Genomic DNA, 25,201 nt, shown 5'->3' with positions numbered 1-25,201 from the left:
CTGTCGGTGTCAAACAATCAACCAGTGAAACGAATCAATCGGCAAACCTGGCACTTCGATCAAAATGTTCGTCTGCAAAGCTCGGCAGTTGCTGTGGGACCAAAAGAAGGCGAAGGACCACTGGCGCACTTGTTTGATAAAGTCCACGAGGATATGTATGCAGGCCAACAGACGTGGGAAGACGCCGAACGCCAGATGATGGAGGATGCAGTCAATACCTTGTTGCAAAAGGCGGGCATCACAGGCAAGGATGTGGATCTCATTCTCGCTGGCGACCTGTTGAATCAGAATATCACGACCAACTTTACAGCAGAAAAGCTGGCGATGCCACTGCTCGGCATGTACGGAGCGTGCTCAACCTCGATGCTCACACTGGCAAATGCGGCGGCCCTGGTAAACGCAGGCTATGCAAACAAGGCGATCGCTGCTTGCAGTAGCCACAATGCCACAGCGGAGAGGCAGTATCGATATCCCACGGAATACGGTGGGCAAAAGCCCCCAAGTGCCCAGTGGACGGTGACAGGAGCCGGTGCGGGATTAGTTGGAATCGGGGGAACTGGCCCGCGCATTACATATGCGACGATGGGAAAAGTAGTAGACATGGGGATTAAAGACCCGTTTGACATGGGGACGGCTATGGCTCCAGCAGCTGCATCGACGATCCAGACGCATTTTCAAGATACAGGGCGCTCCCCACAATCCTATGATTTGATCGTGACTGGCGACTTGGCAGCTGTCGGGTACCCGATTCTAAAAGAGCTCATGTTGACGGAAGGATACGACATGGATCGAGTCTACAATGATTGTGGGTTGATGATTTATTCCCCTGATCAGGATGTATTTTCAGGTGGGAGCGGTTGCGCAAGCAGTGCCGTGGTCACGTATAGCTACATTTTGGATCAGCTCAACCGTGGGTTACTGAAAAACGTGTTGGTCTGTGCCACGGGAGCACTCTTAAGCCCAGTGAGCTATCAGCAGGGTAATTCGATACCGTGCATTGCCCATGCGGTTGCACTTGAAGGAGGAAAATGATGGAGTACCTAATTGCTTTTGTCGTAGGGGGATTGGTCTGTGTAGTAGGTCAGCTCCTTCTGGATGTTGGCAAGCTAACACCTGCTCATGTCATGAGTACGCTGGTCGTGGCAGGAGTCTTTCTCGATTTTATCGGCGTGTATGACAAATTTATCGATTTCGCGGGCGCAGGTGCGACAGTACCGATTACGAGCTTCGGGCATTCTTTGTACCATGGAGCCATCGGTGAGGCCGAACAACATGGGTTGATCGGTGTGGCAACGGGGATTTTCGAGGTTACGAGTGCGGGTATATCGGCTGCGATCGCATTCGGATTTTTTGCCTCTCTCATTTTTAAACCCAAAGGGTAAGTCCAGGCAGCAAAAGGCGGTGACCCAGCATGGACACAGCACGCCGGAAAGTCATATTGGTGACAGACGGAGATCATATTGCCCAAAAAGTTATCGAGAATGTCGCCAAGCAATTTGGTGGTCGATGCATATCGCTGTCTGCGGGGAATCCGACTCCACTGCGAGGGAATCAGATGGTCGAACTGATTAAAATGACACCTTATGATCCTGTCATCGTCATGTTCGATGACAACGGAGATTACGGCAAGGGTAGAGGGGAGCGAGCACTCGAATACGTGGTGAAGCATCCTGATATCGAAGTAATCGGTGCGATTGCAGTAGCCTCGAATACACACTGGGTCAAGGGTGCGAAGGTCGCCTATTCCGTAAACAACCAAGGACAAATTGTGAACGAAGCGGTGGACAAGGACGGGTACGCAGACGAGCAACTGCAGCATCATATTTATGGAGATACTGTAGACATTTTGAATTACCTGCATGTACCCAATGTCATCGGCATTGGAGATATAGGCAAAATGGAAGGGAGGGATAGTTTGCAAAACGGTTGTCCCATCACAACGAGAGCGGTGCAATGGATAATGGAAAGGAGCGGCGCTCATGGCACAGGTCACGGAAAAACGTCATCCCATTTCAACTTATCTTGAAGAGAATCAGAAGTATTTGAACGACAGACTTGGTGTCGGCAAGAGTTTTGATATTGGGGTCCATGATTTTTATGTGGGTCATACACGTATGTTGTTGTATTACATAAACGGCTTCGCGGAAAGCCTATTGATCTCGCAGATCATGCGTGAGCTGAACGATGTACGTGAGAGGGATATGGCTGACAACGCTTTCGACCATTTGTTTCACAAATTTATCCCTTTCTACCAACTGAGCAAGGTGGAAACGACCGACGAGTTTATGGATAAATTGCTTGTCGGTCAAGTAGGACTGATCATTGACCGATCTTCCCATGCCATTATCATCGATGCCAAAATCCTGCCGAATCGCACACCACAGGAGCCAGATACAGAGCGAATCGTCCGCGGCGCGCATGACGGTTTTACAGAAGTACTCGTAACTAATACGTCTCTTACCCGCCGAAGAATACGTGATGAGCGGCTCCGATTTGAAATCATGCAGATTGGGGAGCGTACCAAAACAGATGTTGCGGTTGCCTACTTGCACGATGTAGCGAATGAAGAGTTGGTCCATACGTTGAAGGAGCGGCTACAAAACATCCAGATTGACGGTATACCGATGGCAGAAAAAACCGTCGAAGAATTTATCATCGGAAAAACGTTGAACCCTTTCCCGTTAGTACGATATACAGAACGACCCGATGTGGCTGCTGTACATCTATTAGAAGGTCACGTCCTGATTTATGTGGATACTTCGCCGAGTGTCATGATCACACCCGCCACATATTTTCATCATGTACAGCATGCGGAGGAGTATCGACAAACGCCGGTAATCGGTGCTTATCTGCGCTGGGTTCGTTTTCTGGGAATCTTTGCATCGGTTTTTATTTTACCGATCTGGCTGCTATTGGTCATGCACCCTTCCATGATACCGGAGCCGCTTCATTTCTTAGGGATCAAAAAGATGGGCAGCATTCCTATTTTGGCACAATTCGTGATCGCTGAGCTCGGTCTGGACTTGATGCGGATGGCCGCCATTCATACGCCTGCGCCGCTCTCGATTGCCGTAGGTTTATTGGCCGCGATTCTGGTCGGGGACGTGGCGATCAAGGTAGGACTTCTTGCACCCGAGGTTATTTTGTATTTGGCAGTCGCGGCAATCGGGATGTACTCGACTCCTAGCTATGAGATGAGCTTGGCAAATCGACTTATTCGCTTGTTTTTGATACTGATGGTGGGCTTTTTCTCCACACCTGGACTGATGATCGGACTTACGGTCATCCTGATTTTCTTGGCTTCCACCCGTTCGCTCAATACACCTTACTTATGGCCTTTCATTCCATTCAACTACAAAGGGATGAAAGATATTGTGGTACGGCTGGCTGTGCCAAGCAAAAACAATAGGCCGAGTATCGTTCGCTCACAAAATTCCTCTCGGCAATAAAATAATATTCTGAAAACGGAGGGCATCACCCATTGTCAAACGCACAACCTTGTAGTAAATTGTAGGGAAGCCTTACGAACAAAAGTTTCTGTATGGCAACTGACGCTCCTCGTTGGTTGCCTTTCTCTATAAAAGGTTGTCTATATACATCATCGGTGCGAATGCATTGGGGAGGAAACGGAACATGTACTTACACGGGACAAGTCGAGTGAATGAACAAGGAAACTTGGAAATCGGAGGCTGTGATACGACACAGCTAGCTGCTACTTACGGAACACCTTTATATGTGTATGACGAACAACAAATTCGCACCAAATGCCGGGAATTTGTCAATGCCTTTCACAATACGGGTTTTTCCTTCCAGGTTGCTTACGCGAGCAAAGCTTTTTGCACGATGGCGATGTGCAAGTTGGTTGAAGAGGAAGGCTTGTCACTCGATGTAGTATCTGGCGGCGAATTGTATACGGCCCTGCAAGCTGGATTCCCTGTAGAGCGCATCCATTTTCATGGCAACAATAAATCTCCAGAAGAGTTAATCATGGCGCTTGATGCCAAAATTGGCTGTTTCGTTGTGGACAACTTTTATGAGCTGCATATCCTGGCACAATTGGCCGAAGAGCGAAACGAAAAAGTCGCCATTCTCTTGCGTGTCACGCCGGGTGTAGAAGCTCATACCCATGAATACATTTCTACAGGGCAAATTGATTCCAAGTTTGGCTTTGATGTGCAAAACGGCCAGGCTCTTGAGGCGATTCAATTCTCTCATGAAAGCAATCATCTCCATTTATTGGGAGTTCATAGCCATATTGGTTCACAAATATTTGAAACAGAAGGCTTCCTCGTCGCTGTCAAACGGTTGACAGAGCTGTTGGGCGAAGCAAAAGAAAAGCTTGGATTCCTCCCAGAAGTACTGAATGTAGGAGGCGGCTTCGGTATTCGGTATGTAGAAGGCGATACACCGCAGCCAGCGGAAACGTATATCAAAGCTATTACAGATATCGTTCGCCAAGAACTCACGGCGCTTGCGATTCCTCTACCTGAGATTTGGATCGAGCCAGGTCGCAGTATTATAGGCGATGCAGGGACAACCTTGTACCGAATTGGGTCACATAAGAACATCCCAAATGTCCGGAAATATATTGCGGTCGATGGTGGGATGACAGACAATCTGCGACCAGCTTTGTACGATGCAGAATACGAAGCAGCGATTGCGAACAAAATGAAAGCACCTGCCACTGAAGTTGTATCCATTGCAGGGAAGTGCTGTGAGTCTGGTGATATGCTCATCTGGGATGTGAAGCTGCCAGAAGCGCAAGCGGGCGATATTCTCGCAGTCCCAAGTACAGGAGCATATGGTTATTCGATGGCGAACAACTACAATCGGATCGCACGTCCGGCAGTTGTATTTGTAAAGGACGGAGAAGCAGAAGTGGTTGTACGACGTGAAACGTACGCAGAAGTAGTCGGTCATGATGTTATGCCAAAACGCGCACAGCTAATGCGCTAAACTTCATAAAAAATGCACAAGCCTTCCTGATTGTTTGGGAAGGTTTTTTATTTCCTTCATCTCCCATTCATAATTGCTTAATGTTTTCTCTGCATAATGAAAGGGTGAGGGGGAGCGATTCATCATGTTGTCGACTCTTATGAAGCGGTTTCGACGAATACCCTACATTTCATTGGACAAACGCCAATGGATGAAGGCGATGATTCGGCAAGAAGTGGAGAGAGAGAAGAAAGTCGTCATGTTTTATATAGATATTGTAAAGCTGACAGAGGTAGAGCATCGCTATGGTGATACGAGTGCCAAGAGAGTTCTTCATATATTCGAAAGCATTTTGCCAGCTGTAGCTCGTCAAGCATTTGAAATCAAAGGGAGAATCATCGCGATTCAAAAGCTGTGGGGCGATGATTTTGCGATCTACACTTCCTTTTCGAAAATGATGAGTGAGGAAGACTGTCAAATGCTCTCGATTCATTTTCAGGAGTTGGCTGAACGACAGTTAAATCGGCAAGTGAGCTTCGTCAATCGTGAGGAGCTTCGTGTCCATATCGGGTATGCGGAAATCATCGGAGAAGATATCGTGAAAGAGATGTATACCTCTGTCAAACATGCTGCTCATATGGCCAAATATGGGATTACCTCCGAAAAATATACGAACATCAGACAATTTCACAAGCTGCTTGCAGAAGAAAACGTTCAGATGCACTTCATGCCGATCATTCATTTGCCAAATGGCGAAGCTTTGGGATGGGAGGCACTGGCACGAGGACCGGTCAACAGTCTCTTTGAAACTCCCGCTTCCTTGTTCCATTATGCACAAGAGACGGATACTGTGTTTCGTTTGGAGCATATATGCCGCAAGCGGGCATTGGAGCATATACGCTACCTGAAGCCGCATGAAAAACTATTCATCAATTTGGACCCACGGGCGATTGACGATCCGTTTTTGTTGCGTGGCAAAGTGCAGATGCTTTTGGCAGAGTATGAGCTGACGCCACAAAACATTGTTTTTGAAATTACAGAGCGCCACGCGATCACGAATTACGCTGTCTTTCGAAAAATCATCGAGGAGTACCGCAAGCAGGGCTATATGATTGCCGTTGACGATGCGGGTGCAGGGTATTCCAGCTTGGAATCGATTACAGAAATCTATCCAGACTTTATTAAGCTCGATATGTCATTGATCCGCAATATCGATGTCGATCCGATCAAGCAGGCGTTGTTGGAGACATTTGTATCCTTTGCTGACAAAGTGAACTGCAAAATCATAGCAGAAGGGATCGAAACAGAGCGTGAGCTGGAAACGCTCATGGACGTCGGTGTCATTTACGGACAGGGTTACTATTTAGGCAAGCCGGACAAAGGGATGGCGCAGCTATGTGGAACGGCTATGAACTTTTTGCGGTTTACGATGGAAAAGCGGATAGAGCAAGAAGCAGAACCAATGCTGCTCACTCCGGCCATGACGGAAATCTTGGCGAAGACAATCAGTGTTGAAAAGCACGTGAAAGTAAGACACATCCATGATATTTTCGAACAAAATCAGCGAATTGAAAGCGTGGTTGTGCTGGAGAAAGGCATACCGGTTGGACTTGTCATGCGGTTTTCTCTGTATCAAATTCTCGGTGGTCAATACGGAATCGCGCTGTATTATGAAAGGCCTGTTTCTCAAATCATGAATACCAACCCGCTCAAAGCTACCAAAGACGACAAATTGGATGAGGTAGCGAAGCGGGCGATGGCCAGAGATGCTTATCATTTGTATGATGTGGTTATTATTATTGATGAGGATGGGGAGTACATCGGTATCGTTACCGTGCAGAAGCTATTGGACAAAATGGCTTCCATCAAACTCGAGATGGCGAGCTCTGCCAATCCGCTGACAGGATTGCCGGGGAACGTGCAGATTGAAAGGGAGTTGAACCAACGGCTGAAACGGAATGATCATCAGGTGGTCATCTACTGTGATCTCGACCGTTTCAAATGGTTTAACGACCGCTACGGGTTTGAAGTGGGTGACCAGATTATTGTTCGAACCGCGAACTTGTTACGGGAAGCCTCGAAATGGTACGGTAGCGGGTCTGATTTCGTCGGTCATATTGGCGGAGATGATTTTATCCTGATTACAACGGCGCAGTGTGCGAATGATGTTATTTTGTTTATCATGGATGCTTTTACGCCGTACTTTTCGGATATTTATGAAAAGCGCAGAATGGGGGACGGTCAGGAGCTCGCGATGTCGATGGCAGGTGTCGTCCTTTACGCAGGGAAGTACTCCAGTGCGGAACAAGTTGCAGAGAAGGCAGCGTACGTGAAAATGGTGGCAAAGGCGAAGGCGGGTACTGTTTTTATTATCGACTGTGAGTTGCCTGGCGACGAGCAGATCCGCATCGAGGGATAAATTGGACGTCAATCGATCTCCATGGTAGAATGGGTACGTTAACTTTACAAGGTATGGAGGTCAACATATGAAAAAGGCGCTCATCACCATGGAAAATGGTAACCCAATCGAGTTGGAGCTGTTCGATCAGGAAGCTCCGGGTACAGTAGCAAACTTTGAAAAATTGGCGAACGAAGGCTTCTACAACGGTCTGTCCTTCCACCGCGTTATCCCTGGCTTCGTAGCACAAGGCGGATGCCCTTACGGAACAGGTACAGGCGGTCCTGGCTACACCATCAAATGTGAAACAAAAGGAAACCCACACAAGCATCTGCGCGGTTACCTGTCCATGGCACACGCTGGTAAAGACACAGGCGGAAGCCAATTTTTCATCTGCTACGATTCTTTCCCTCACCTCGATGGCGTACATACAGTATTTGGTCGTGTCACTTCCGGTCTGGAACATGTTGATGCAATCAAACAAGGCGATAAAATGGGTACAGTAAAAGTAGGCGAATAAAAGTTTCATGAACACCGATGAGGGAAACCTTGTCGGTGTTTTTCGTTAGGATGTATGCTGGGTCAAGCTGCAATGGGGTTGTAAGCCTATCTATCTGCTGGTATGCTAGAAGATAGACGATTTTTATATGGGGTTGTTCAAAAAGATGACTTTTTGAACGCGCATGATTGGAGGAAGCAATGGATCTTTTTCACTTTGATTGGAAAACAGTACCGTTTCGCTTAATTGCGTTCGTTATCGCTTTCACTTTGCATGAATGGGCGCATGCCTTTGTCGCTTGGAAGCTGGGTGACAATACGGCGAAATCGGAGGGTCGCTTAACATTAAATCCAATCCCGCATATCGATCCGTTTGGTTTGATTCTCATTTTGTTTGGTCCATTTGGGTGGGCGAAGCCGGTGCCGATCAATCCTCTTCATTTTCGCGGGAACAAGCGTTTAGGTATCGTGTATGTTTCATTTGCGGGTCCATTAATCAACCTGATACTCGCAGTATTGTTTTGTGTTGTGTATTTCCTTGTGGATAGTTCCGGTGTACTGGTGGGAATGCATGAAAAAGTAGCGTATGCAATTGAATCGACATTAGTATTTTCTGTTTTAATCAATACAGCTCTTTTCATTTTCAACCTTTTGCCGATTCCACCATTGGACGGATACAAGATACTGAGATTCTTATCTCCTCGCAGTTGGGATGGAAAGTTCTATCATTATGAAGTCTATGGACCTTGGATTCTCCTATTACTGATTTTTATCCCGGGGGTCAGCTCAATGATCTTCGGAATTCCCCATCGGATTGCTCTTTCATGGGTAGAACAGATTGCGAATAATATCTTGAACGTGTTCATCTAACGGAAACGAGGGACGTCTTTTGGCTTACAGCATCAAACTTGATTCCTTTGAGGGACCACTCGATCTGTTGCTCCATCTGATCGACAAGGCTGAGGTGGACATCTATGACATACCGATAGCGGAAATTACGGAGCAATACCTCGCGACGATTGACAAGATGCAAGAGCTCCAACTGGATGTGGCCAGTGAGTTCGTAGTCATGGCGGCTACGCTCCTCTCTATTAAAAGCAAGATGCTGTTACCCAAAAAGGAGGAGCATGTCTTTCAACAGTTCCTCGATATGGATGTAGACGAGATAGACCCGCGTGAAGAGCTGGTTGCGCGTCTGTTGGAGTACAAGCGCTACAAGATGCTTGCCGAGAACTTGCGAGAAATGGAGATCGGTCGTAATCAAGTGTTTACGCGTCCCGCAGAGAATTTGTCTCCTTATGCGCGTGAAGAGGATCATACCGTAACGAATGTGTCCCTTTACGATTTGATCAACGCGCTGGAAAAGCTGGTGAAGAAAACGAAAGAAAAAGAACCGATGACCAAGGTGTCGCGTGACGAAATCTCCATCAAGGATCGGATGACGGAGATACGCCAAGCGGTACGCGGGGGTGGGATGGTTCGTTTTTCTGAGTTGTTTTCCCAAGGTGCGACGCGCACAGAGATTGTAACTACCTTTCTCGCCTTGCTTGAGCTCATGAAGGCTAAGCATATTACGTGTGTACAAAATCAATTGTTCCAAGACATCATCATATGTGAAAACGGAACGGAAGGAGCCCATACCGATGGACTATGACAAGCTGAAAGGCGTAATCGAGGGCTTGCTGTTCATCTCGGGTGATGAAGGAATCGATGCCAAAGAAATCAGTGAAATCACTGAGGTATCGGAGGAAGAGGTCATCGACTTGATCGAAGACATGAAAGCTGACTTCCGCCGGGCAGGACGCGGTATTCAAATCGTGGAAGTGGCAAAAGCGTATCAGCTGACCACTCTGCCCGAGCATGTGCCCTATTTTGAACGGCTAGCAACATCGCCAGGTCAGTCAACGTTATCCCAAGCAGCATTGGAGACTCTCGCCATTGTTGCGTACAAGCAGCCCTTGACCCGCTCGGAAATTGAAGAAATCCGTGGCGTTAAATGCGAAAAAGCACTGAATACCCTCCTATCCAAACAACTCATCCGAGAAGCGGGGAGAGCAGAGGGGATCGGACGCCCCATTTTGTACGCGACCACCAAAGAATTTTTGGAGCATTTTGGTCTACGGGAACTGGGGGATTTGCCAGAACCGCCTGTCAATCTTGATATTGAAGAAGCGCGTCTTGAAGCATCAGCGCTATTTGGAAAAGCAGAAGAAGCGACAAACGACTAGTTACAGCCCGGACAGTTTTTCGTACTATCATACGACTCGTCCCCATATACTATGGTACAAACCTGTGTATCGTGGTATAACGACGGCTTTTCTCTTGCTTTATAGGCGAGGTTGAGCCCAAGTTTTCAAATGGGGAGGACGTTTATGAACATACGAAAATATCTGTCCGGCGTACTCGTCGTTTTTCTTTTTATACAGATGGCTCTTTCGCCAGTAGCGATGGTAAAAGCTGCTGTAGCTCCACCTAGCTTGTCAGCTGAAGGTGCAGCGCTCATCGATGTAGAGAGTGGACGGATTCTTTATTCCAAAAACGGTACGAAAAAAATGAGAATTGCGAGCCTGACCAAAACGATGACAGCCATCGTAGCGATCGAGATGGGCAAACTGGATGCACAGGTAACAGTACCCCCACAAGCAGTAGGCGTAGAAGGCTCATCGATCTACTTGAAAAATGGAGAAAAGCTCACGCTCGAAGAACTGCTGTACGGTTTGATGCTGCGATCTGGCAATGACGCAGCCGTCACCATCGCCACGCACATCGGAGGATCAGTGCCTGGATTCACTTACTTGATGAATGAAAAAGCTGCGATGATTGGAATGGAGCATACGAATTTCACCAATCCGCATGGATTAGATGACAGTAACCAGCATTACTCCACCGCGGAAGATATGGCAAAGCTGTCCGCCTACGCCCTACATAATCCGGCGTTTCGTCAAATCGTCTCAACGAAAGTCAAGGATATTTCATGGGAAGGCGAACAGTGGGACCGGCGTCTACTCAACAAAAACAAGATGCTTCACCTATACAACGGTGCTGATGGTGTGAAAACGGGATACACCAAACTCGCGAAGCGTTGCCTAGCTTCCTCTGCCACACGGAATGGAAGGCAGTTGGCGACAATTACTCTAAATGCTTCTGATGACTGGAACGACTCCGCCAAGCTGATGGACTGGGGCTATGCGAATTATCCGCTACAAGAACTGGTCAAGAAAGGGCAGGAGGTAAAGCCTGACACGCCAGTCACACTTGAAGCAGGAACTCATCTTGTCACAACAAACACTTTTCAATATCCACTGCAATCAGCAGAGGCAGAGGGGATTCACAAGCGAGTCGTTATGGGAGAATCGACGGTTACAGCGAAGATGAATGGTCAACTGGCAGGGTTTCTTCAGCTCTATTTAAAGGAGAAGAGGATTGGGCAGGTTCCGCTTTTAGTGAGTGTGGATGCGCCAACTTTAGCAGCTCCGCAAGCTTCACGCTCAATGTGGCAGCAGTTTTGGGAGATAGTGTCAGGGGGGCTGTGGAGTGCTTAATGTCATCTGGCTCGGGTTGATTATCATTAGCATTGTCGTTGCAGCCATGACAGGGAGGATGGAAGCGATCAATGCAGCAGCGTTTGAGGGAGCCAAGACAGGGGTAACGGTTTGTCTCGGACTTCTCAGTGTTCTCGCCTTTTGGATGGGAATGATGCGGATTGCAGAAAAGTCAGGACTCCTTGAGCTATTGGCGCGGGTATTGTCACCGATCATCCAAGTCCTTTTTCCCGATGTACCAAAAGGGCATCCTGCTATGGGATACATCCTCTCAAATATGAGTGCAAACCTACTCGGGCTTGGCAATGCAGCAACCCCAATGGGGCTGAAAGCCATGGAGGAGCTCCAAAAGCTAAATCCAGACAAGCAAAACGCTTCGCCTGCCATGTGTACGCTGCTGGCGATCAATACGGCGAGCATTACGATTATTCCTACGACAATGATCGCAATCCGCATGCAGTATGGCTCCGTGAATCCCGTAGAAATCGTAGGTACTACGCTGTTATCTTCCTTTGCTGCCACCATTGTCGCCCTGTTGATTGATCGCATGTATCGTTATCGGCATATACGAAGACACAGATAGGGGGAGTCCTTATGTACCAATGGGTATCCCTGCTCTCTCTTTGGGCCATTCCCGTTACGATTGCCTTTGTCTTGTTGTATGGGTGGCGGAAACAAGTCCCCGTCTACGAGACGTTCGTAGATGGAGCAAAAGGTGGCTTAACCACTACGATTCGCATACTCCCGCACCTGATCGCTATGATGGTCGCGGTGAGTATGTTTCGGGAGTCAGGAGCATTGGATCTACTGCTTCGCGCACTCAAACCGCTTCTTGACCTGCTGCATTTTCCAGAGGAACTGGTCCCGTTGGCGTTGCTTCGTCCATTGACAGGAACAGGCTCGCTTGCGATTGCAACAGATCTGATCGCGCAGTACGGTCCCGATTCTTTTTTGGGCAGACTGGCAGCTACTATGCAAGGGAGTACAGATACGACACTGTATGTCCTAACCGTTTATTTTGGCGCAGTTGGCATTCGCAATTCTGCTTATGCGTTAAAAGTAGGCTTGTGGTCGGACCTGGCAGGTGTCATATTCTCGCTGCTCATTGTCTCCTACATTTTCGCTTAAAAAGAGCTCAAATAGAGTAGGCTTTGGAAACTTCCTCATGGATATGGGGAAGTTTTTCCCTTTTTCTTGTCCACACTAGTAAGAATGGGTATGATGTTGTAGAGGTGAACCAACGATGGAACGTTTACAGAAAGTATTGGCGCATGCTGGAGTCGCCTCTCGTCGCCATTGTGAAGAATTGATTGCGCAAGGTAAGGTGCAGGTAAATGGCCAAGTCGTACGAGAGCAGGGAATAAAAGTCGATCCACGCAAGGACAAAATTGTGGTGAATGGACAGCAGGTTAAGCTGGAGCAACATGTCTATCTCTTGCTGTACAAGCCTACTGGTGTCATTACGAGCGTCACAGACCCGCGCGGCAGACGGGTAGTGATCGATCTGTTGAAGGGAATTAACGAACGGGTATATCCAGTAGGTCGCTTGGATTACGATACTTCCGGCTTGCTGCTCTTGACGAACGACGGGGAGCTCGCCAACAGGCTGGCACATCCAAGCTATGAAATCGATAAAGTGTATCGGGCATGGGTCAAGGGAATCCCTAGTCAGGAAAAAGTACGCAAGCTAGCAACCGGCATTCGTTTGGAAGACGGCATGACTTCTTCGGGTCAGTCCAAATTGTTGAAGACAGAGCCTAGCAGCCAGAGGGCATTGGTAGAACTGACCATACATGAAGGACGAAACCGCCAAGTGCGCAGAATGTGTGAGGCGATCGGTCATCCGGTGTTGACATTGGAGCGAATCCGTTTAGGGTTTCTCACATTAGATGGACTAAAGCCGGGCGAATTTCGCAAGCTCACTCATGAGGAAGTGGAGAGCTTGAAACGGGGGTTGGTTCAAAAGAAACGGAGTCCGCGGTCGAAAGATTGATTCGTTCAAAATCTGTTCATAAGTTGTGCGCTGGAGGAAAAACTAGGAACGCTATAATAGAATGGGAAAAGGATGCAATTTATTAGCAGTAGATGGGAGTAAGGCGTCATGAACAAAAGCAATCGTACATATGTCAGGATCGCGGTATTGGGTGTTTTGCTTGTAGCGCTGGTCTTTGCACTCTATTCCAGCTTTGTGAAGGACCCCGGTGCTGTGAAAGCAGGAAGCGATGCTCCGAATTTCAGTTTGGAACAATTGAATGGACCAGAGCTGGCTCTGGAAAGTTTGAAAGGAAAGGGCGTTATCCTCAATTTCTGGGGCACGTGGTGTGAACCCTGTAAGAAAGAAATGCCCGCCTTGCAACAGCAATACACGAAGTTTAAAGACAAGGGACTGGTTGTAGTCGGCGTCAATATCGGAGAATCGCCAGTTGCCGTAGAACCATTCGTGAAGCAGTTCGGGATTGACTTCCCTATTTTGCTCGATCGCCAATCGCAAATTACAAAGCTGTATCGAATCGGTCCGATTCCGACGACCTTTTTCATAGACCCAGATGGAGAAGTGCAGGAGATTTTTATCGGGCAGTTAAATGAAGCGATGATTGAGTCAAAAGTAACAAAAATCTTGCCGTAAGTGAGGAGCAATGATGGATCAGCGAAAATGCGAATGCGGTCATACCAACCCGGTTGGAACGCTGCTCTGTGAGTCTTGCGGGAAGCCTTTGAATGTGGAAGTTCACGAGCAGACATTGTTTCCTGACATGCGTTATGAAGGAATGGCAAGACGTTCTCAAACGAATAACACGAAGGTAATCGATCTAGTCTGGAACTTTTTTTCTTCGGTCAAAATTGCAATCGGTATCATTATTGTCATTTTGGTGGCCTCCGCAGTCGGAACCATCTTTCCGCAGCAAATGTACATACCGGTACCTGTACCGACAGAAGCAGATGTTGCCCGCTTTTATACAGAAACATATGGAACGATAGGAACGATTTTTTACGGCCTTGGATTTCACAATATGTACTCTTCCTGGTGGTTTGTGACGCTTCTGGTTATGCTCGGTACTTCTTTGGTTATCTGTAGTCTGGACCGTGTAGTACCGCTGTATAAAGCGTTAAAGAAACCGAGATTGAACCAGCACAAGTCCTTTTTGAAAGGGCAAAAGCTGTTTGCAGAGGGGGAGCTTGCCCCAGAAGCCAATCAGACTGCGATACTGGACGCTTCCGCTCTGGCATTGAAAGAAAAAGGATATCGCATTTTCCGCACGGACCGAGCGATTATGGCTGAAAAAGGCCGTTTTAGCCGTTGGGGTCCTTACATTAATCACATTGGATTGATCTTGTTTTTGGTTGGTACCCTGATGCGAAGCCTGCCTGGTTTTTACTTGGACGAGTACGTCTGGGTGCGTGAGGGACAAACAATGGCGATTCCGAATACCCCTTACTACATAAAAAACGAGAATTACACGACAGAGTATTGGTCGAAAGAAGAAATGCCAGAGGCACTGGAGCTTAAGGGCGGAGCCATAGTGAAGAGCTACCAAACAGAGGCCATTTTGTATGAAAATAAAAACGCTGACGTTCCAGGGAAAAAGCCGGATTTGGTAGAAGTGCAGAAGGGGCCAATCGTCGTGAATCATCCGATGGAGCAGGGCAGCCTCTATATTTATCAGAGTGGCGTGCAAGAAATGCAGCTTGGAGCGCTCAATTTTACAGTAGTCGATTTGAAAAACAATAAAAAAGAGATCGGCCTTATCAAAATTGATCTGTACAATCCACAGTCCGAGCAAACCATTGCAGATGGGTTCACGGTACGGATTTTGGATTACTTCCCCGATTTTATAATGGGAAAAGACGGGAAGCCTGCGACGAAAACCAATTTGCCAAAAAATCCGATGGTGGCTTTGGAACTCATTGGAGAGAATGGCAAGTACAACGAAAAATTGGTTTATCTAGAAGGTACCTTTCTTACACAGAAAAATGATCCGCAATACGGACTCGACATCAAAATGCCTGATTTAATCGATATTGCAGGGCTGAATGTACGGGTGGACAAAGCATTGCCACTGATTTATTTCGGTTCCTTCATCTTCCTTGCGGGCGTTGCAATCGGTATGTTCTGGCAACATCGACGGGTTTGGGTACAGACGCAAGAGGGAAGTATCTTGGTAGCGGCCCATACGAATAAAAACTGGTTCGGTCTTCGCAGGGAAGTTGACGGACTGGTTAAACAAGCGGAGCTCCCTGTCACGATAGAAGATAAAACGAAGGCCAAAGCCTAAAGCTTCAAAGGGGGGACTAACAACGTGCAGCTCATTCAACTGAGTGACTGGTTATTGGATATCGCGTTCCTGCTCTACGTGATCTCGTCTATCGTCTTTGCTATAGCCGTGACGGGTAAAAACTGGGCAGGGCGTGATCCCAAGCAACATGAAGGGCGCTATGGACGGATTGCGTATGGGTTAGCCGTTATCGGTTTTGTGGCGCAAACAGGGTATGTGGCTGCTCGCTGGATTGCCGGCGGTCATAGTCCGACGAGTAACATGTTTGAGTTCATGGCATTCTTGGATTACTGTATTATCCTGGCATACTTAATTATTTACCGGATCTACAAGCTGACCTCGATTGGGGCATTCGTTCTTCCGCTTGGGGTGATCATGCTCGCGTATTCGTACGTGTTTCCAAAGCAAATCACCCCATTGATTCCGTCTTTGCAGAGCTACTGGCTGCACATTCACGTGACAACCGCTGCACTGGGTGAAGGGATTTTAGCAGTTGGTTTTGCAGCGGGTCTCATGTATTTGATCCGTACCGTTCCGCAACATATATCGACGAAAAGTACGAAATGGCTGGAAACCGTGCTGGCTGTGGTCCTGATGCTCGTTGGATTCATTTTGATGGATTCTACGTTTGCTCGTATGGATCAAAAGACGGTATTTGAGATGAAGAAAGAAGAAATGAGTGCAGCTGGACAGATGGTAAAACCAAAAGTCGAGTACATCCTGCCTGCAATTGTTGCACCTGTTGATTCAACCATCATCAAGGAAGGGCCAATGTCACCACTCTTTGAGGCACCTACCTGGATGGAAGGAAAAGACGCCGCACGCAAATTGAACACGATGCTGTGGTCAGTCCTTACTGGGGTATTTCTGTATGGCGGATTGCGTTTGATTTTCCGAAAACGATTAGGGGCTGCTATCAAGCCTTCGGTTGAGAGCGTCGATCCTGAGCTTCTAGACGAGATCAGTTATCGAGCAATCAGTATCGGATATCCGGTGTTTACTCTCGGGGCCCTTATCTTTGCAATGATTTGGGCAGAAGAGGCATGGGGACGATTCTGGGGATGGGACCCGAAGGAAGTATGGGCATTAGTTGTCTGGCTCTTCTACAGTGCATACTTGCACTTGCGTCTATCCAGAGGATGGATCGGAGCAAAATCAGCATGGATGTCCGTTATCGGGTTTGTCATTATCTTGATTACACTGGTCGTGGTCAACTTGGTCATTGCTGGTTTGCACTCTTACGCTGGGGTGTAGAATTTCCTCGAAAAGCTGGTTTTACCACCAGCTTTTTGGACTATCTTCTAACGGTTTTACGATATTATGAGAGCAAGAGGTGTTCCAGATGGAAAAAATGGCACGTATTCTCGTAGTGGATGATGAAGAGCGCATTCGCCGACTTCTGAAAATGTACTTGGAAAGAGAAAACTTCCTGATTGATGAGGCAGATAATGGAGAGCAAGCAGTCGAAATGGCTGTGGGAAGTGACTATGATATCATTTTGCTCGACTTGATGCTGCCAGGAATGGACGGGATCGAGGTATGCCAGCGTGTTCGTGAATTCAAGGCAACCCCTATTATTATGCTGACGGCAAAAGGGGAAGAAACAAACCGTGTTCACGGGTTTGAGGCAGGGGTAGACGATTATGTCGTGAAGCCGTTCAGCCCACGTGAGGTCATGTACCGGGTAAAAGCGATTCTTCGTCGTTCTTCCGCGACAGCTTATTTGAAGACAGAGACATTCAATAGTCATTCTGTCCTTGTTTTCCCGGAATTGACCATTGACCACGATGCACACAAAGTGATCGCAAGCGGCCAAGAGGTAAGCCTGACTCCAAAGGAGTATGAGCTATTGCACTACCTGGCATTGTCGCCGGATAAAGTGTTTACGCGTGAAGAACTGTTGAAAGATGTGTGGCACTACGAGTTCTTTGGCGATTTGCGTACGGTGGACACACATATCAAACGTCTTCGCGAAAAATTGAACCGTGTTTCTCCGCAAGCTGCCAATATGATCGCCACGGTTTGGGGCGTCGGATACAAGCTAGAGGTGCCTAAGTAAAGTGGACGTTATTTTTCGTAGTGTAGTCGGAAAGCTATGGATGACGATTATTGCTTTATTTGCTCTCGTCTTGACGATCTTCAGTTTGTTGCTCGTTCAATCCTTTGACAGCTTTTATAGCAATCGGCAGTCCAAGAATTTGCACGATCTGGCAGACGGTATCGCAGTTGGATTGGCGCAGAGTCCAGATATGACAGCCGCTATGGAGATGGCTTCCAGGTTTGGCTTGGTCCATCATACGGGCATGGTCATTCTTGATGAAAAGGGCAAACAAGTCGGTATGAGCGAGGGGGCTGGGCTCCCTCGTATTCCAGTTGAGCTATTGCTCCAAAATCCTGCATTGCATTTGCCTGATGCGCTGGCAGGCAAGCATCCTGCAACCAAAACGATATATATTGATGTGAATAAATCTGCTGACCGTACAAGTAACAAGCATGAACTTCTTGCGGTCGCTGTTCCTTTAGAAATGGCAGCAGGGAAAACAGGCGCAGTGGTCATGTATCAGGCGATTGAAGATTTTGATGATACGGTTAGTGAAGTCAGATTTTTAATTTTTGTGGTTGGCGTCATTGGATTTGTCTCTACCACTGTATTCGCCTTCTTCCTCTCATCGCGTATTGCGATTCCATTACGTCAGATGAAAGAAACGGCGCATCGCATTGCGGAAGGGGACTTTCATGCTGAAATCCCGATCAGGACCCAAGACGAGACTGGTGAACTGGCGGCTTCGTTTAACACGATGGCAAGCAAGCTTAATCAGTTAGTCGATGCACTGTCCAAAGAGAAGGAGCAGCTGGCGAGCGTTCTTAGAAGCATGGTAGATGGTGTTGTGATGATAGATGCGAACGGTAAGCTGGCCGTAACGAATCCGCCAGCGGAACGATTTTTGCGAGATTGGGATTTTGAGCATTCGGATGAGCCTGTGCCGCTGTTCCCATTCTATCAGGAGGTTTTGCGAACCGGACAGGAAGTGACAGAGGATATCCCTGTTCAAGGGCGGATATGGTCCGTTGTCATGGTACCTTTGAACGATCGGGATCAAATCCGTGGAGCTGTTGCAGTTCTTCGAGACATCACGCAGGAGCGTAAGTTGGATAAGATGCGTAATGATTTCGTGGCTAACGTATCCCATGAGCTGCGAACACCTCTATCCATGTTGCAAGGGTACAGTGAAGCGATTGTGGACGATATTGTGGCTACACCGGAAGAGCATAAAGAATTGGCGCAGATTATTTATGACGAGTCAGCGCGTATGACCAAGCTGGTGAATGAATTACTCAGCTTGGCACGGATGGAAGCGGGGCATGTTGAATTGTTCCAGGAGACGATGGAACTGCGTCCGTATTTGGAGCGCATTCAACGTAAATTTACGAATTTGGCGAGAGAGCGCGAAATCCAACTCTGCCTGGAGGTATCAACGACGCATACCCATGTGCTCATGGATCCTGATCGCATGGAGCAAGTGCTAACGAACTTGATCGATAATGCGCTGCGACATACGCCAAGTGGGGGCAGTGTCACCATTCGGGCTCGCGGAGATAAAACGTTGCTGGTTGAGGTAAGCGATACAGGCAGTGGCATTCCCCAAGAAGATTTGCCGTTTGTTTTTGAGCGATTCTATAAAGCTGACAAGGCTCGCACACGTGGGCGACTAGGCGGAACTGGTCTTGGACTAGCCATCGCGAAAAACCTTATCGAGGCACACGGGGGCACCATCAGTGTGCAAAGTAAACTGGGTGAGGGAACGACTTTTACAATCGCCTTGATGCTGCATAAAAACAAATAGGAGTGTACAGAGAAATGATCAAAACGATCTTATTTGATGTTGACGGGGTTATGTTGAGTGAAGAGCGTTACTTTGATGCTTCTGCATTGACAGTGTGGGAATTTTTGTACAGCCCGCAGTATGTAGGGCTTGCAGGCGAGGAATTCACGCCTGCTCCAGAAGAAGCGCAAATCAGACGAGTGCGCGAGCAAGTTTTCGCTCATGATGAAGCGCTGAACTTTATCAAATCACGTGGAATCAACTCCAACTGGGACATGGTTTTCCTTGCGTTTTCTTATCAGTTGATTCGTTTGATTGAAGTAGTTAAAACGCAAGTTCCAGAAGCAACGAGCCTTCTTGTCGAACAAATTGATCGACCACAACTGGTAAAAGTGAAAGAATGGGCTGCCACCTATGCTCCTGATTTCCAAGTAGACTACGCAGCGTTCACCGCTGATTTTGCCAAAGGTTCCGCTCAAAAAGCAGAAATGCTGCTCTACCTGAATCAGATTGCAAAAGAGCGTTGCGGCATTTCAACAGAAATGTTCTCGCGCAATAGTGATCTATGGGAGTTAGTTCAAAAGACGTTTCAAGAATGGTATCTCGGTGATGAGCGTGTGGCGGCATCGATTGGTCGTGAAACCATGCAGCCAGGCAAGAAGGGCTTCTTGTCGGACGAGATTCCGATTGTACCGCCACAAGAAATGGTCGAGTTGTTCCGCACGTTAAAAGAAAAAGGATACACATTGGGGATTGGAACAGGGCGCCCTACCATCGAGACGCATGTTCCCCTCAGTGAGCTGAACATACTGGAATGGTTCGACCCAAACCGTGTCGTAACTGCCTCTCACGTACTCGATGCGGAAGAAGCATTTCCTAGCTTTGCGCCGATGTCCAAGCCTCACCCTTATTCCTATGTGAAAGGGTTGCTCGGACTTGATTCACCGATTAGCGATGCGGTCCATTTTTCATTGCCAATCGAAAATGGAGAAGAGGTGCTAATCGTCGGCGATTCACTCGCAGATTTTCTAGCGGCTCGCTCCATCGGTTGCAAGTTTGCTGCGACATTGACTGGATTGTCTGGTCAAGAAGCGCGTAGCAAGTTTGAAGAGGAAAAAGCAGATTTTATTCTCGATGATGTGCGCGATATCCTTTCCATTCTGTAGATAAAAAACTCCGCCGTTTTTACATACGGCGGAGTTTTTTTATTCCCAGCAAATTGATTGTAAGCATTTGTAACGAAAGGCGTGAATCAAAAAGGATTCTATCATGTTGAGACGTACGATTACTTCGAAAGAACCATCCTCTCGTGAAAAAAACAGGACATCCGTGTAGTCTTTGTTCCCCTCAAAATAACGCCGTACCTCTTTGACACGCGCTCGCATGGATTCGGATTTCACGATAATGTGGTAGGTAGCATCTTGCTGTGAAATTTGTTCCTTGATCTCAATTTCTTCTTCATTAAAGGTGTAATGGAACAATAGGGATTCCTCCTCACCAAATAAAATAACGCAGGTAAACGTAGACGTGAGCAATCAAAATAGAGAGGATCATTAACGGGAAGGCGACCTTCATAAAGCTGAAAAATCCGATATGATGGCCTTCCTTTGCAGCTAAGCCAGCAACAATCACATTGGCACTAGCCCCAATCAAAGTACCGTTACCTCCTAAACACGCTCCGAGTGCAAGGCTCCACCAAAGCGGCTCCAAATTGGTGATCCCAAGGGCTCCCATTTCCTTGATCATTGGAATCATGGTGGCAACGAATGGGATGTTGTCAACAAAGGCAGAGGCGATTGCACTCAACCAGAGGATCAACAGGGAGGTCTTCATTGAATCTCCACCTGTCAGTTTCATCGCTTCATTGGCGAGTTTTGCAATGACACCAGTTTCAACTAATCCGGAGACAAGGACAAACAGACCAATGAAGAAAAAGATCGTATTCCATTCCACTTTACTTATCGCATCTTCTAGATAGTGTTCACCTGTTAACAGAAGTAAGAGAAAAGCACCTGTCAGTGCGATCGTGGCAGATTCTAAATGAAGCGCTCCGTGCAGCATGAAGCCAAGAATCGTCAGCGCCATGACAGTTAAGGATTTTTTCAGTAAACGGGTGTCAGTAATTTCATCGCGTTCATTTAACTGCATGATTTTTGCACTCAACTTAGGGGAAGTGACTAGCTGCTTCCGATAGATCAACACCAAGCAAACAACGGTTACTGCTAGAATCACGATGATAATCGGGCTCAAATTCACGAGAAACTTCATAAAATCGAGCTCAGGAACAGAACTGCCAATCATGATATTCGGTGGGTCACCGATCAAAGTAGCTGTTCCTCCAGCATTGGAGGCGATAATTTCACTGATTAAAAAAGGAATCGGATTAAGCTCGAGCTGGCGGGCGATGCTAAACGTCACAGGTACGATGAGAAGTACAGTGGTAACGTTGTCCAAAAAGGCAGAGGCAACGGCCGTGATCAAGCTCAGGTAGACAAGAATGCGAATCGGTTTGCCTTTTGCGACCTTTGCTGCACGGATGGCTACATACTTGAATACACCAGTCTGCGCCGTAATGGCAACCAAGATCATCATCCCAATAAGTAGGCCGAGCGTGTTAAAGTCGATATGGTGAATTGCTTGTTCTTGTGTAACGATCCCGAACAATACCATGAGAATTCCGCCAGACATGGCGACGATGGTTCGATGTAACTTTTCGCTAATAATAAATGCATAGGTAACTAAAAAGATAGCAATAGCGAATAATGCCTGGTTCGTCATAAGAAGCTCCTTCCAAGGTGTATAGAATTATCTTGTCCCATTATAGCTCTAAGCAAAATAAGGGTAAAGAAAAAGACCCGGCATATGGCCAGGTCTTTTCTCTGTAGAAGGCAGAACCTATAGCTCGATTTGTGTCACGCTTTTCACTTCCGCCAGCTCGCCCATTGTATCGAGAAGCTCTGGCGTCAATGGTTTGTCGACAGAGAGCATCATGATCGCATCTCCACCGATATCACGGCGTCCTACCTGCATCGTTGCGATGTTCACGCTGTTTTCACCCAGGATGGAACCGACACGTCCAATCACACCTGGACGGTCATTATGGTGAATGTAGAGCAGATAGCCCTCAGGCGCTACGTCAATCGCAAAGTCGTCAATTTTCACAATACGCGCACCGTAACCATTGAGTCGCGTTCCAGCCACTGTACGTGTCTCTTGCGTCGTTTTTAAGCTAACGGTCAATAAGTTCGTAAAGCCCTTGTTTTGTGCTGCCTTTTGCTCGGTTACGGTGATATCGCGCACTTTTGCGAGAATCGGGGCGTTCACATAGTTGACTACCTCCCCCAGACGGAAGGAGAGTACACCTTTTAAGACTGTGCGAGTCAGCGGGGAGGTGTCTACATCCGTCAACTCACCGCTGTATTTAATCGAAATCTCCGAAATAGAACCTACTGTCACTTGGGCAAGGAAATGGCCGAGCTTTTCACCCAACGTAAAGTACGGTTGGACTTTTTCCATAACGTGTGCAGGGATCGAAGGCAAATTCACGGCGTTTTTGAATGGCTCGTTACGAAGAACCTTCAGGATTTCTTCCGATACGTCTACGGCCACGTTTTCCTGCGCTTCAATGGTCGAAGCTCCCAGATGCGGTGTCGTTACCACTTGTGGCAGACCGACGAGAGGGTTGTCTACAGGTGGTTCCTCTTCGAAAACGTCCAACGCTGCCCCCGCGACTTTTCCTGCGGTAATCGCCTCAAAGAGAGCCTTCTCGTCAATGATTCCCCCGCGAGCGCAGTTGATCAAGCGAACGCCATCTTTCATTTTCGCGAATTCACGCGTACTGATGATATGGCGGGTTTCTTTTGTCAGTGGGGTATGGACGGTAATGAAATCTGCTGTGCGGCAAATTTCATCCACAGTTGCGTTGGTGACACCCATCTTTTGCGCACGTTCCTCGGTCAGGAAGGGATCGAAGCCCATGACGGTCATGCCAAATGCTTTCGCACGCTTCGCAACCTCTGAACCAATACGACCCATCCCGAGGACTCCCAGTACTTTGTTGTTCAACTCAACCCCTTGGAAGCTTTTGCGATCCCATGTACCGTCTACCAGCTTCTTGTGAGCTTGAGGGATATTACGAGCGACAGCCATCAGCATGGCAAACGAATGCTCAGCAGTAGAGATGGTGTTGCCGTCCGGAGCATTGATGACTGGAATACCTGCTTGGGTGGCAGCGTTGATATCAATGTTATCGACCCCAACACCCGCGCGACCGACCGCCTTTAGCTTTTTGCCGGCAGCCAGTACTTCTGCTGTTACTTGGGTTTGGCTGCGTACAAGGAGTGCATCGTAGTCGCCAATCACATCGATCAGTTCGGCAGGCGAGAGGTTTGTTTGACGAACCACTTCTACATCAGAAGCGTCCAAAAGTTGTTGGATTCCAAATTCACTAAGTGGATCGGTAATGAGTACTTTATACATGTGCAATGAGCACCTCCTGAGCAGCTTTTACACCAGCACCCAGTTCAACTGGAGCACCGATTTGGTGAAGCGACAATTCGATAGCAGAAATGACTTGCAGGACATCCAATGGCTCACAATAGCCCATGTGCCCGATGCGGAAGATCTTGCCTTTCAGGTGCTGCTGGCCGCCAGCAATCGTGATGTTGAATTGCTGCGTTAACATTTTGCGGAGAGCTTCTGCATGAAAGACACCCTCAGGATCGCAAGAAGTAACGGTCGTCGATGCGTATTGATCTTCTGCCATCAATTTTATGTTTAATGCCCTCATCGCTGCGCGAGTCATGTCTCTCATTAGTTCATGGCGCTTTACGATAGCTGGCAAGCCTTCTTCCTCCATCATATCCAATACCTCGGCGAGACCGAAAATGAGGGATACAGCAGGTGTGTACGGAGTTGTTTGCTCTGCCAAGCTCTTGCGGTATGCTTTCAGGTCCAAATAGAAGGCGAGCGATTTGTTTTGCTCAATCACATGCCATGCGCGTTCACTCGCAGCGAGGAAGGCAAGGCCTGTTGGCAGCATGAACGCTTTTTGCGAGCCGGTTACCACGATATCGACACCCCAAGCGTCCATCTCGCATGGAACGGCACCGAGGTTGCTTACCGCATCCACAATGAAGAGGGCGTCTGAATGTGTGCGGATTGTTTTCGCCAAGTCAGCAATTGGATTTTCTACCCCCGTGGATGTTTCACAGTAGGTGGCGAATACGGCTTTTACTTGCGGCTTTTCTTTCAAGAAGGCTTCAACCAGCTCTGGTGTAACAGCTTTTCCCCAAGGCACTTCCACGCGATGGGCGATGATACCGTACCGCTCGCAAATTTTTGCAAAGCGCTCACCAAATGCACCGCTAACGAGGACGGCAGCTTCGTCTCCTGGTTGAAGCGTGTTTACGACGCCCATCTCAAGTGCACTCGTTCCGCTACCTGCCAAGATGTATACGTCCTGCTTGGTGCCAAAGTAAGGCTTCAGTCTTTCAGCAGTACGGGCGAAAAGAGCGGAAAATTTGCCACTGCGGTGTCCAATCATCGGTTGGTTCATCGCTGTTTGGACACGTGGTGGAATGGGGGTAGGACCAGGGATTCTCAAAATCATTTTGTCTGCAAACATGGTTTTCTCCTCCTGTATATGTGCATATCAAAAAAACCTCCCGTTCTCACACTGCTCCTATTACAGAACAGTGAGGGACGAGAGGCTTTGCTTCGCGGTGCCAC

Annotated in this window: 24 protein-coding genes and 1 other annotated feature (1 of these 25 cut by a window edge); of the genes, 20 read left to right on the top strand and 4 right to left on the bottom strand. The window is 47.8% G+C overall.

The annotated features are described in order from the left end of the window. Window positions 1-6 precede the first annotated feature (6 nt). The 20 genes from spoVAD to E8L90_RS10695 all read left to right on the top strand — a co-directional run bounded on the left by spoVAD (window position 7) and on the right by E8L90_RS10695 (window position 20,637). On the top strand, window positions 7-1,032 hold the full coding sequence (gene spoVAD, locus E8L90_RS10790) for a stage V sporulation protein AD (protein ID WP_137029389.1): 1,026 nt from the start codon (window positions 7-9) through the stop codon (window positions 1,030-1,032). Further along, window positions 1,032-1,382, top strand: a complete 351-nt coding sequence (spoVAE, locus tag E8L90_RS10785) for a stage V sporulation protein AE (protein WP_137029388.1) — start codon at window positions 1,032-1,034, stop codon at window positions 1,380-1,382. The genes spoVAD and spoVAE overlap by 1 nt, the downstream gene beginning before the upstream one ends. 29 nt (window positions 1,383-1,411) lie before the next feature. Continuing rightward, window positions 1,412-2,026, top strand: coding sequence for a stage V sporulation protein SpoVABEA (gene spoVAEA, locus E8L90_RS10780; RefSeq protein ID WP_137029387.1), 615 nt, complete (start codon window positions 1,412-1,414; stop codon window positions 2,024-2,026). Next, window positions 1,980-3,449, top strand: coding sequence for a spore germination protein (locus E8L90_RS10775; protein WP_137029386.1), 1,470 nt, complete (start codon window positions 1,980-1,982; stop codon window positions 3,447-3,449). Before spoVAEA ends, E8L90_RS10775 begins: the two co-directional genes overlap by 47 nt. 184 nt (window positions 3,450-3,633) lie before the next feature. Then, the gene (lysA, locus tag E8L90_RS10770) at window positions 3,634-4,956 is read left to right on the top strand and encodes a diaminopimelate decarboxylase (protein WP_137029385.1); all 1,323 of its coding nucleotides are present in this window, start codon (window positions 3,634-3,636) and stop codon (window positions 4,954-4,956) included. A 124-nt stretch (window positions 4,957-5,080) separates the two neighbouring features. Continuing rightward, window positions 5,081-7,354 carry a GGDEF domain-containing protein gene (locus E8L90_RS10765; RefSeq protein WP_137029384.1) on the top strand — a complete coding sequence of 758 codons (2,274 nt, stop codon included), beginning with the start codon at window positions 5,081-5,083 and terminating at the stop codon, window positions 7,352-7,354. Window positions 7,355-7,421: 67 nt separating this feature from the next. Further along, window positions 7,422-7,853: a peptidylprolyl isomerase gene (locus E8L90_RS10760; protein WP_137029383.1), complete on the top strand. Its 432-nt coding sequence runs from the start codon at window positions 7,422-7,424 to the stop codon at window positions 7,851-7,853. Between the two features lie 179 nt (window positions 7,854-8,032). After that, window positions 8,033-8,701: a site-2 protease family protein gene (locus E8L90_RS10755; RefSeq protein WP_137029382.1), complete on the top strand. Its 669-nt coding sequence runs from the start codon at window positions 8,033-8,035 to the stop codon at window positions 8,699-8,701. Between the two features lie 19 nt (window positions 8,702-8,720). Continuing rightward, window positions 8,721-9,485: a segregation/condensation protein A gene (locus tag E8L90_RS10750; protein ID WP_137029381.1), complete on the top strand. Its 765-nt coding sequence runs from the start codon at window positions 8,721-8,723 to the stop codon at window positions 9,483-9,485. After that, entirely contained in the window at window positions 9,475-10,059 is a 585-nt protein-coding gene (scpB, locus tag E8L90_RS10745; RefSeq protein WP_016739982.1) for an SMC-Scp complex subunit ScpB, read from the top strand. Before E8L90_RS10750 ends, scpB begins: the two co-directional genes overlap by 11 nt. 144 nt (window positions 10,060-10,203) lie before the next feature. Beyond that, the gene (locus E8L90_RS10740; protein WP_137029380.1) at window positions 10,204-11,373 is read left to right on the top strand and encodes a D-alanyl-D-alanine carboxypeptidase family protein; all 1,170 of its coding nucleotides are present in this window, start codon (window positions 10,204-10,206) and stop codon (window positions 11,371-11,373) included. Then, window positions 11,366-11,956, top strand: coding sequence for a nucleoside recognition domain-containing protein (locus tag E8L90_RS10735; protein WP_137029379.1), 591 nt, complete (start codon window positions 11,366-11,368; stop codon window positions 11,954-11,956). Before E8L90_RS10740 ends, E8L90_RS10735 begins: the two co-directional genes overlap by 8 nt. An 11-nt stretch (window positions 11,957-11,967) precedes the next feature. After that, on the top strand, window positions 11,968-12,501 hold the full coding sequence (locus tag E8L90_RS10730; RefSeq protein ID WP_007724050.1) for a spore maturation protein: 534 nt from the start codon (window positions 11,968-11,970) through the stop codon (window positions 12,499-12,501). Window positions 12,502-12,616: 115 nt separating this feature from the next. Further along, window positions 12,617-13,366 (top strand): pseudouridine synthase, encoded by a 750-nt coding sequence (locus E8L90_RS10725; protein WP_137029378.1) that lies wholly within the window; start codon window positions 12,617-12,619, stop codon window positions 13,364-13,366. A 108-nt stretch (window positions 13,367-13,474) separates the two neighbouring features. Beyond that, entirely contained in the window at window positions 13,475-13,999 is a 525-nt protein-coding gene (gene resA, locus E8L90_RS10720) for a thiol-disulfide oxidoreductase ResA (protein ID WP_137029377.1), read from the top strand. Between the two features lie 13 nt (window positions 14,000-14,012). Next, on the top strand, window positions 14,013-15,647 hold the full coding sequence (gene resB, locus E8L90_RS10715; protein WP_137029376.1) for a cytochrome c biogenesis protein ResB: 1,635 nt from the start codon (window positions 14,013-14,015) through the stop codon (window positions 15,645-15,647). Window positions 15,648-15,671: 24 nt separating this feature from the next. Then, window positions 15,672-16,901 carry a c-type cytochrome biogenesis protein CcsB gene (ccsB, locus tag E8L90_RS10710; RefSeq protein ID WP_137029375.1) on the top strand — a complete coding sequence of 410 codons (1,230 nt, stop codon included), beginning with the start codon at window positions 15,672-15,674 and terminating at the stop codon, window positions 16,899-16,901. Window positions 16,902-16,989: 88 nt separating this feature from the next. Next, window positions 16,990-17,706 (top strand): response regulator transcription factor, encoded by a 717-nt coding sequence (locus tag E8L90_RS10705; RefSeq protein WP_012686105.1) that lies wholly within the window; start codon window positions 16,990-16,992, stop codon window positions 17,704-17,706. A 1-nt stretch (window position 17,707) separates the two neighbouring features. Continuing rightward, the gene (locus tag E8L90_RS10700; RefSeq protein WP_137029374.1) at window positions 17,708-19,492 is read left to right on the top strand and encodes an ATP-binding protein; all 1,785 of its coding nucleotides are present in this window, start codon (window positions 17,708-17,710) and stop codon (window positions 19,490-19,492) included. 14 nt (window positions 19,493-19,506) lie between these two features. Next, entirely contained in the window at window positions 19,507-20,637 is a 1,131-nt protein-coding gene (locus E8L90_RS10695) for an HAD family hydrolase (RefSeq protein WP_137029373.1), read from the top strand. Between the two features lie 39 nt (window positions 20,638-20,676). On the opposite strand, the gene E8L90_RS10690 is transcribed toward E8L90_RS10695, so the two are convergent. The 4 genes from E8L90_RS10690 to E8L90_RS10675 all read right to left on the bottom strand — a co-directional run bounded on the left by E8L90_RS10690 (window position 20,677) and on the right by E8L90_RS10675 (window position 25,097). Beyond that, complete coding sequence (locus tag E8L90_RS10690; protein ID WP_244297198.1) at window positions 20,677-20,952, bottom strand: hypothetical protein; 276 nt, start codon at window positions 20,950-20,952, stop codon at window positions 20,677-20,679. Between the two features lie 13 nt (window positions 20,953-20,965). After that, window positions 20,966-22,249 (bottom strand): ArsB/NhaD family transporter, encoded by a 1,284-nt coding sequence (locus E8L90_RS10685; protein WP_137029371.1) that lies wholly within the window; start codon window positions 22,247-22,249, stop codon window positions 20,966-20,968. Between the two features lie 117 nt (window positions 22,250-22,366). Beyond that, the gene (serA, locus tag E8L90_RS10680; protein WP_137029370.1) at window positions 22,367-23,950 is read right to left on the bottom strand and encodes a phosphoglycerate dehydrogenase; all 1,584 of its coding nucleotides are present in this window, start codon (window positions 23,948-23,950) and stop codon (window positions 22,367-22,369) included. Then, the gene (locus E8L90_RS10675; protein ID WP_137029369.1) at window positions 23,943-25,097 is read right to left on the bottom strand and encodes a pyridoxal-phosphate-dependent aminotransferase family protein; all 1,155 of its coding nucleotides are present in this window, start codon (window positions 25,095-25,097) and stop codon (window positions 23,943-23,945) included. The genes serA and E8L90_RS10675 overlap by 8 nt, the downstream gene beginning before the upstream one ends. Before the next feature lie 70 nt (window positions 25,098-25,167). Continuing rightward, window positions 25,168-25,201: a binding site (T-box leader), on the bottom strand (it continues 214 nt past the right edge of the window).

Origin of the sequence: Brevibacillus antibioticus, assembly GCF_005217615.1 — a bacterium.
Classification (GTDB): Bacteria; Bacillota; Bacilli; order Brevibacillales; family Brevibacillaceae; genus Brevibacillus; species Brevibacillus antibioticus.
This window is presented reverse-complemented; position numbering and strand designations above follow the sequence as displayed.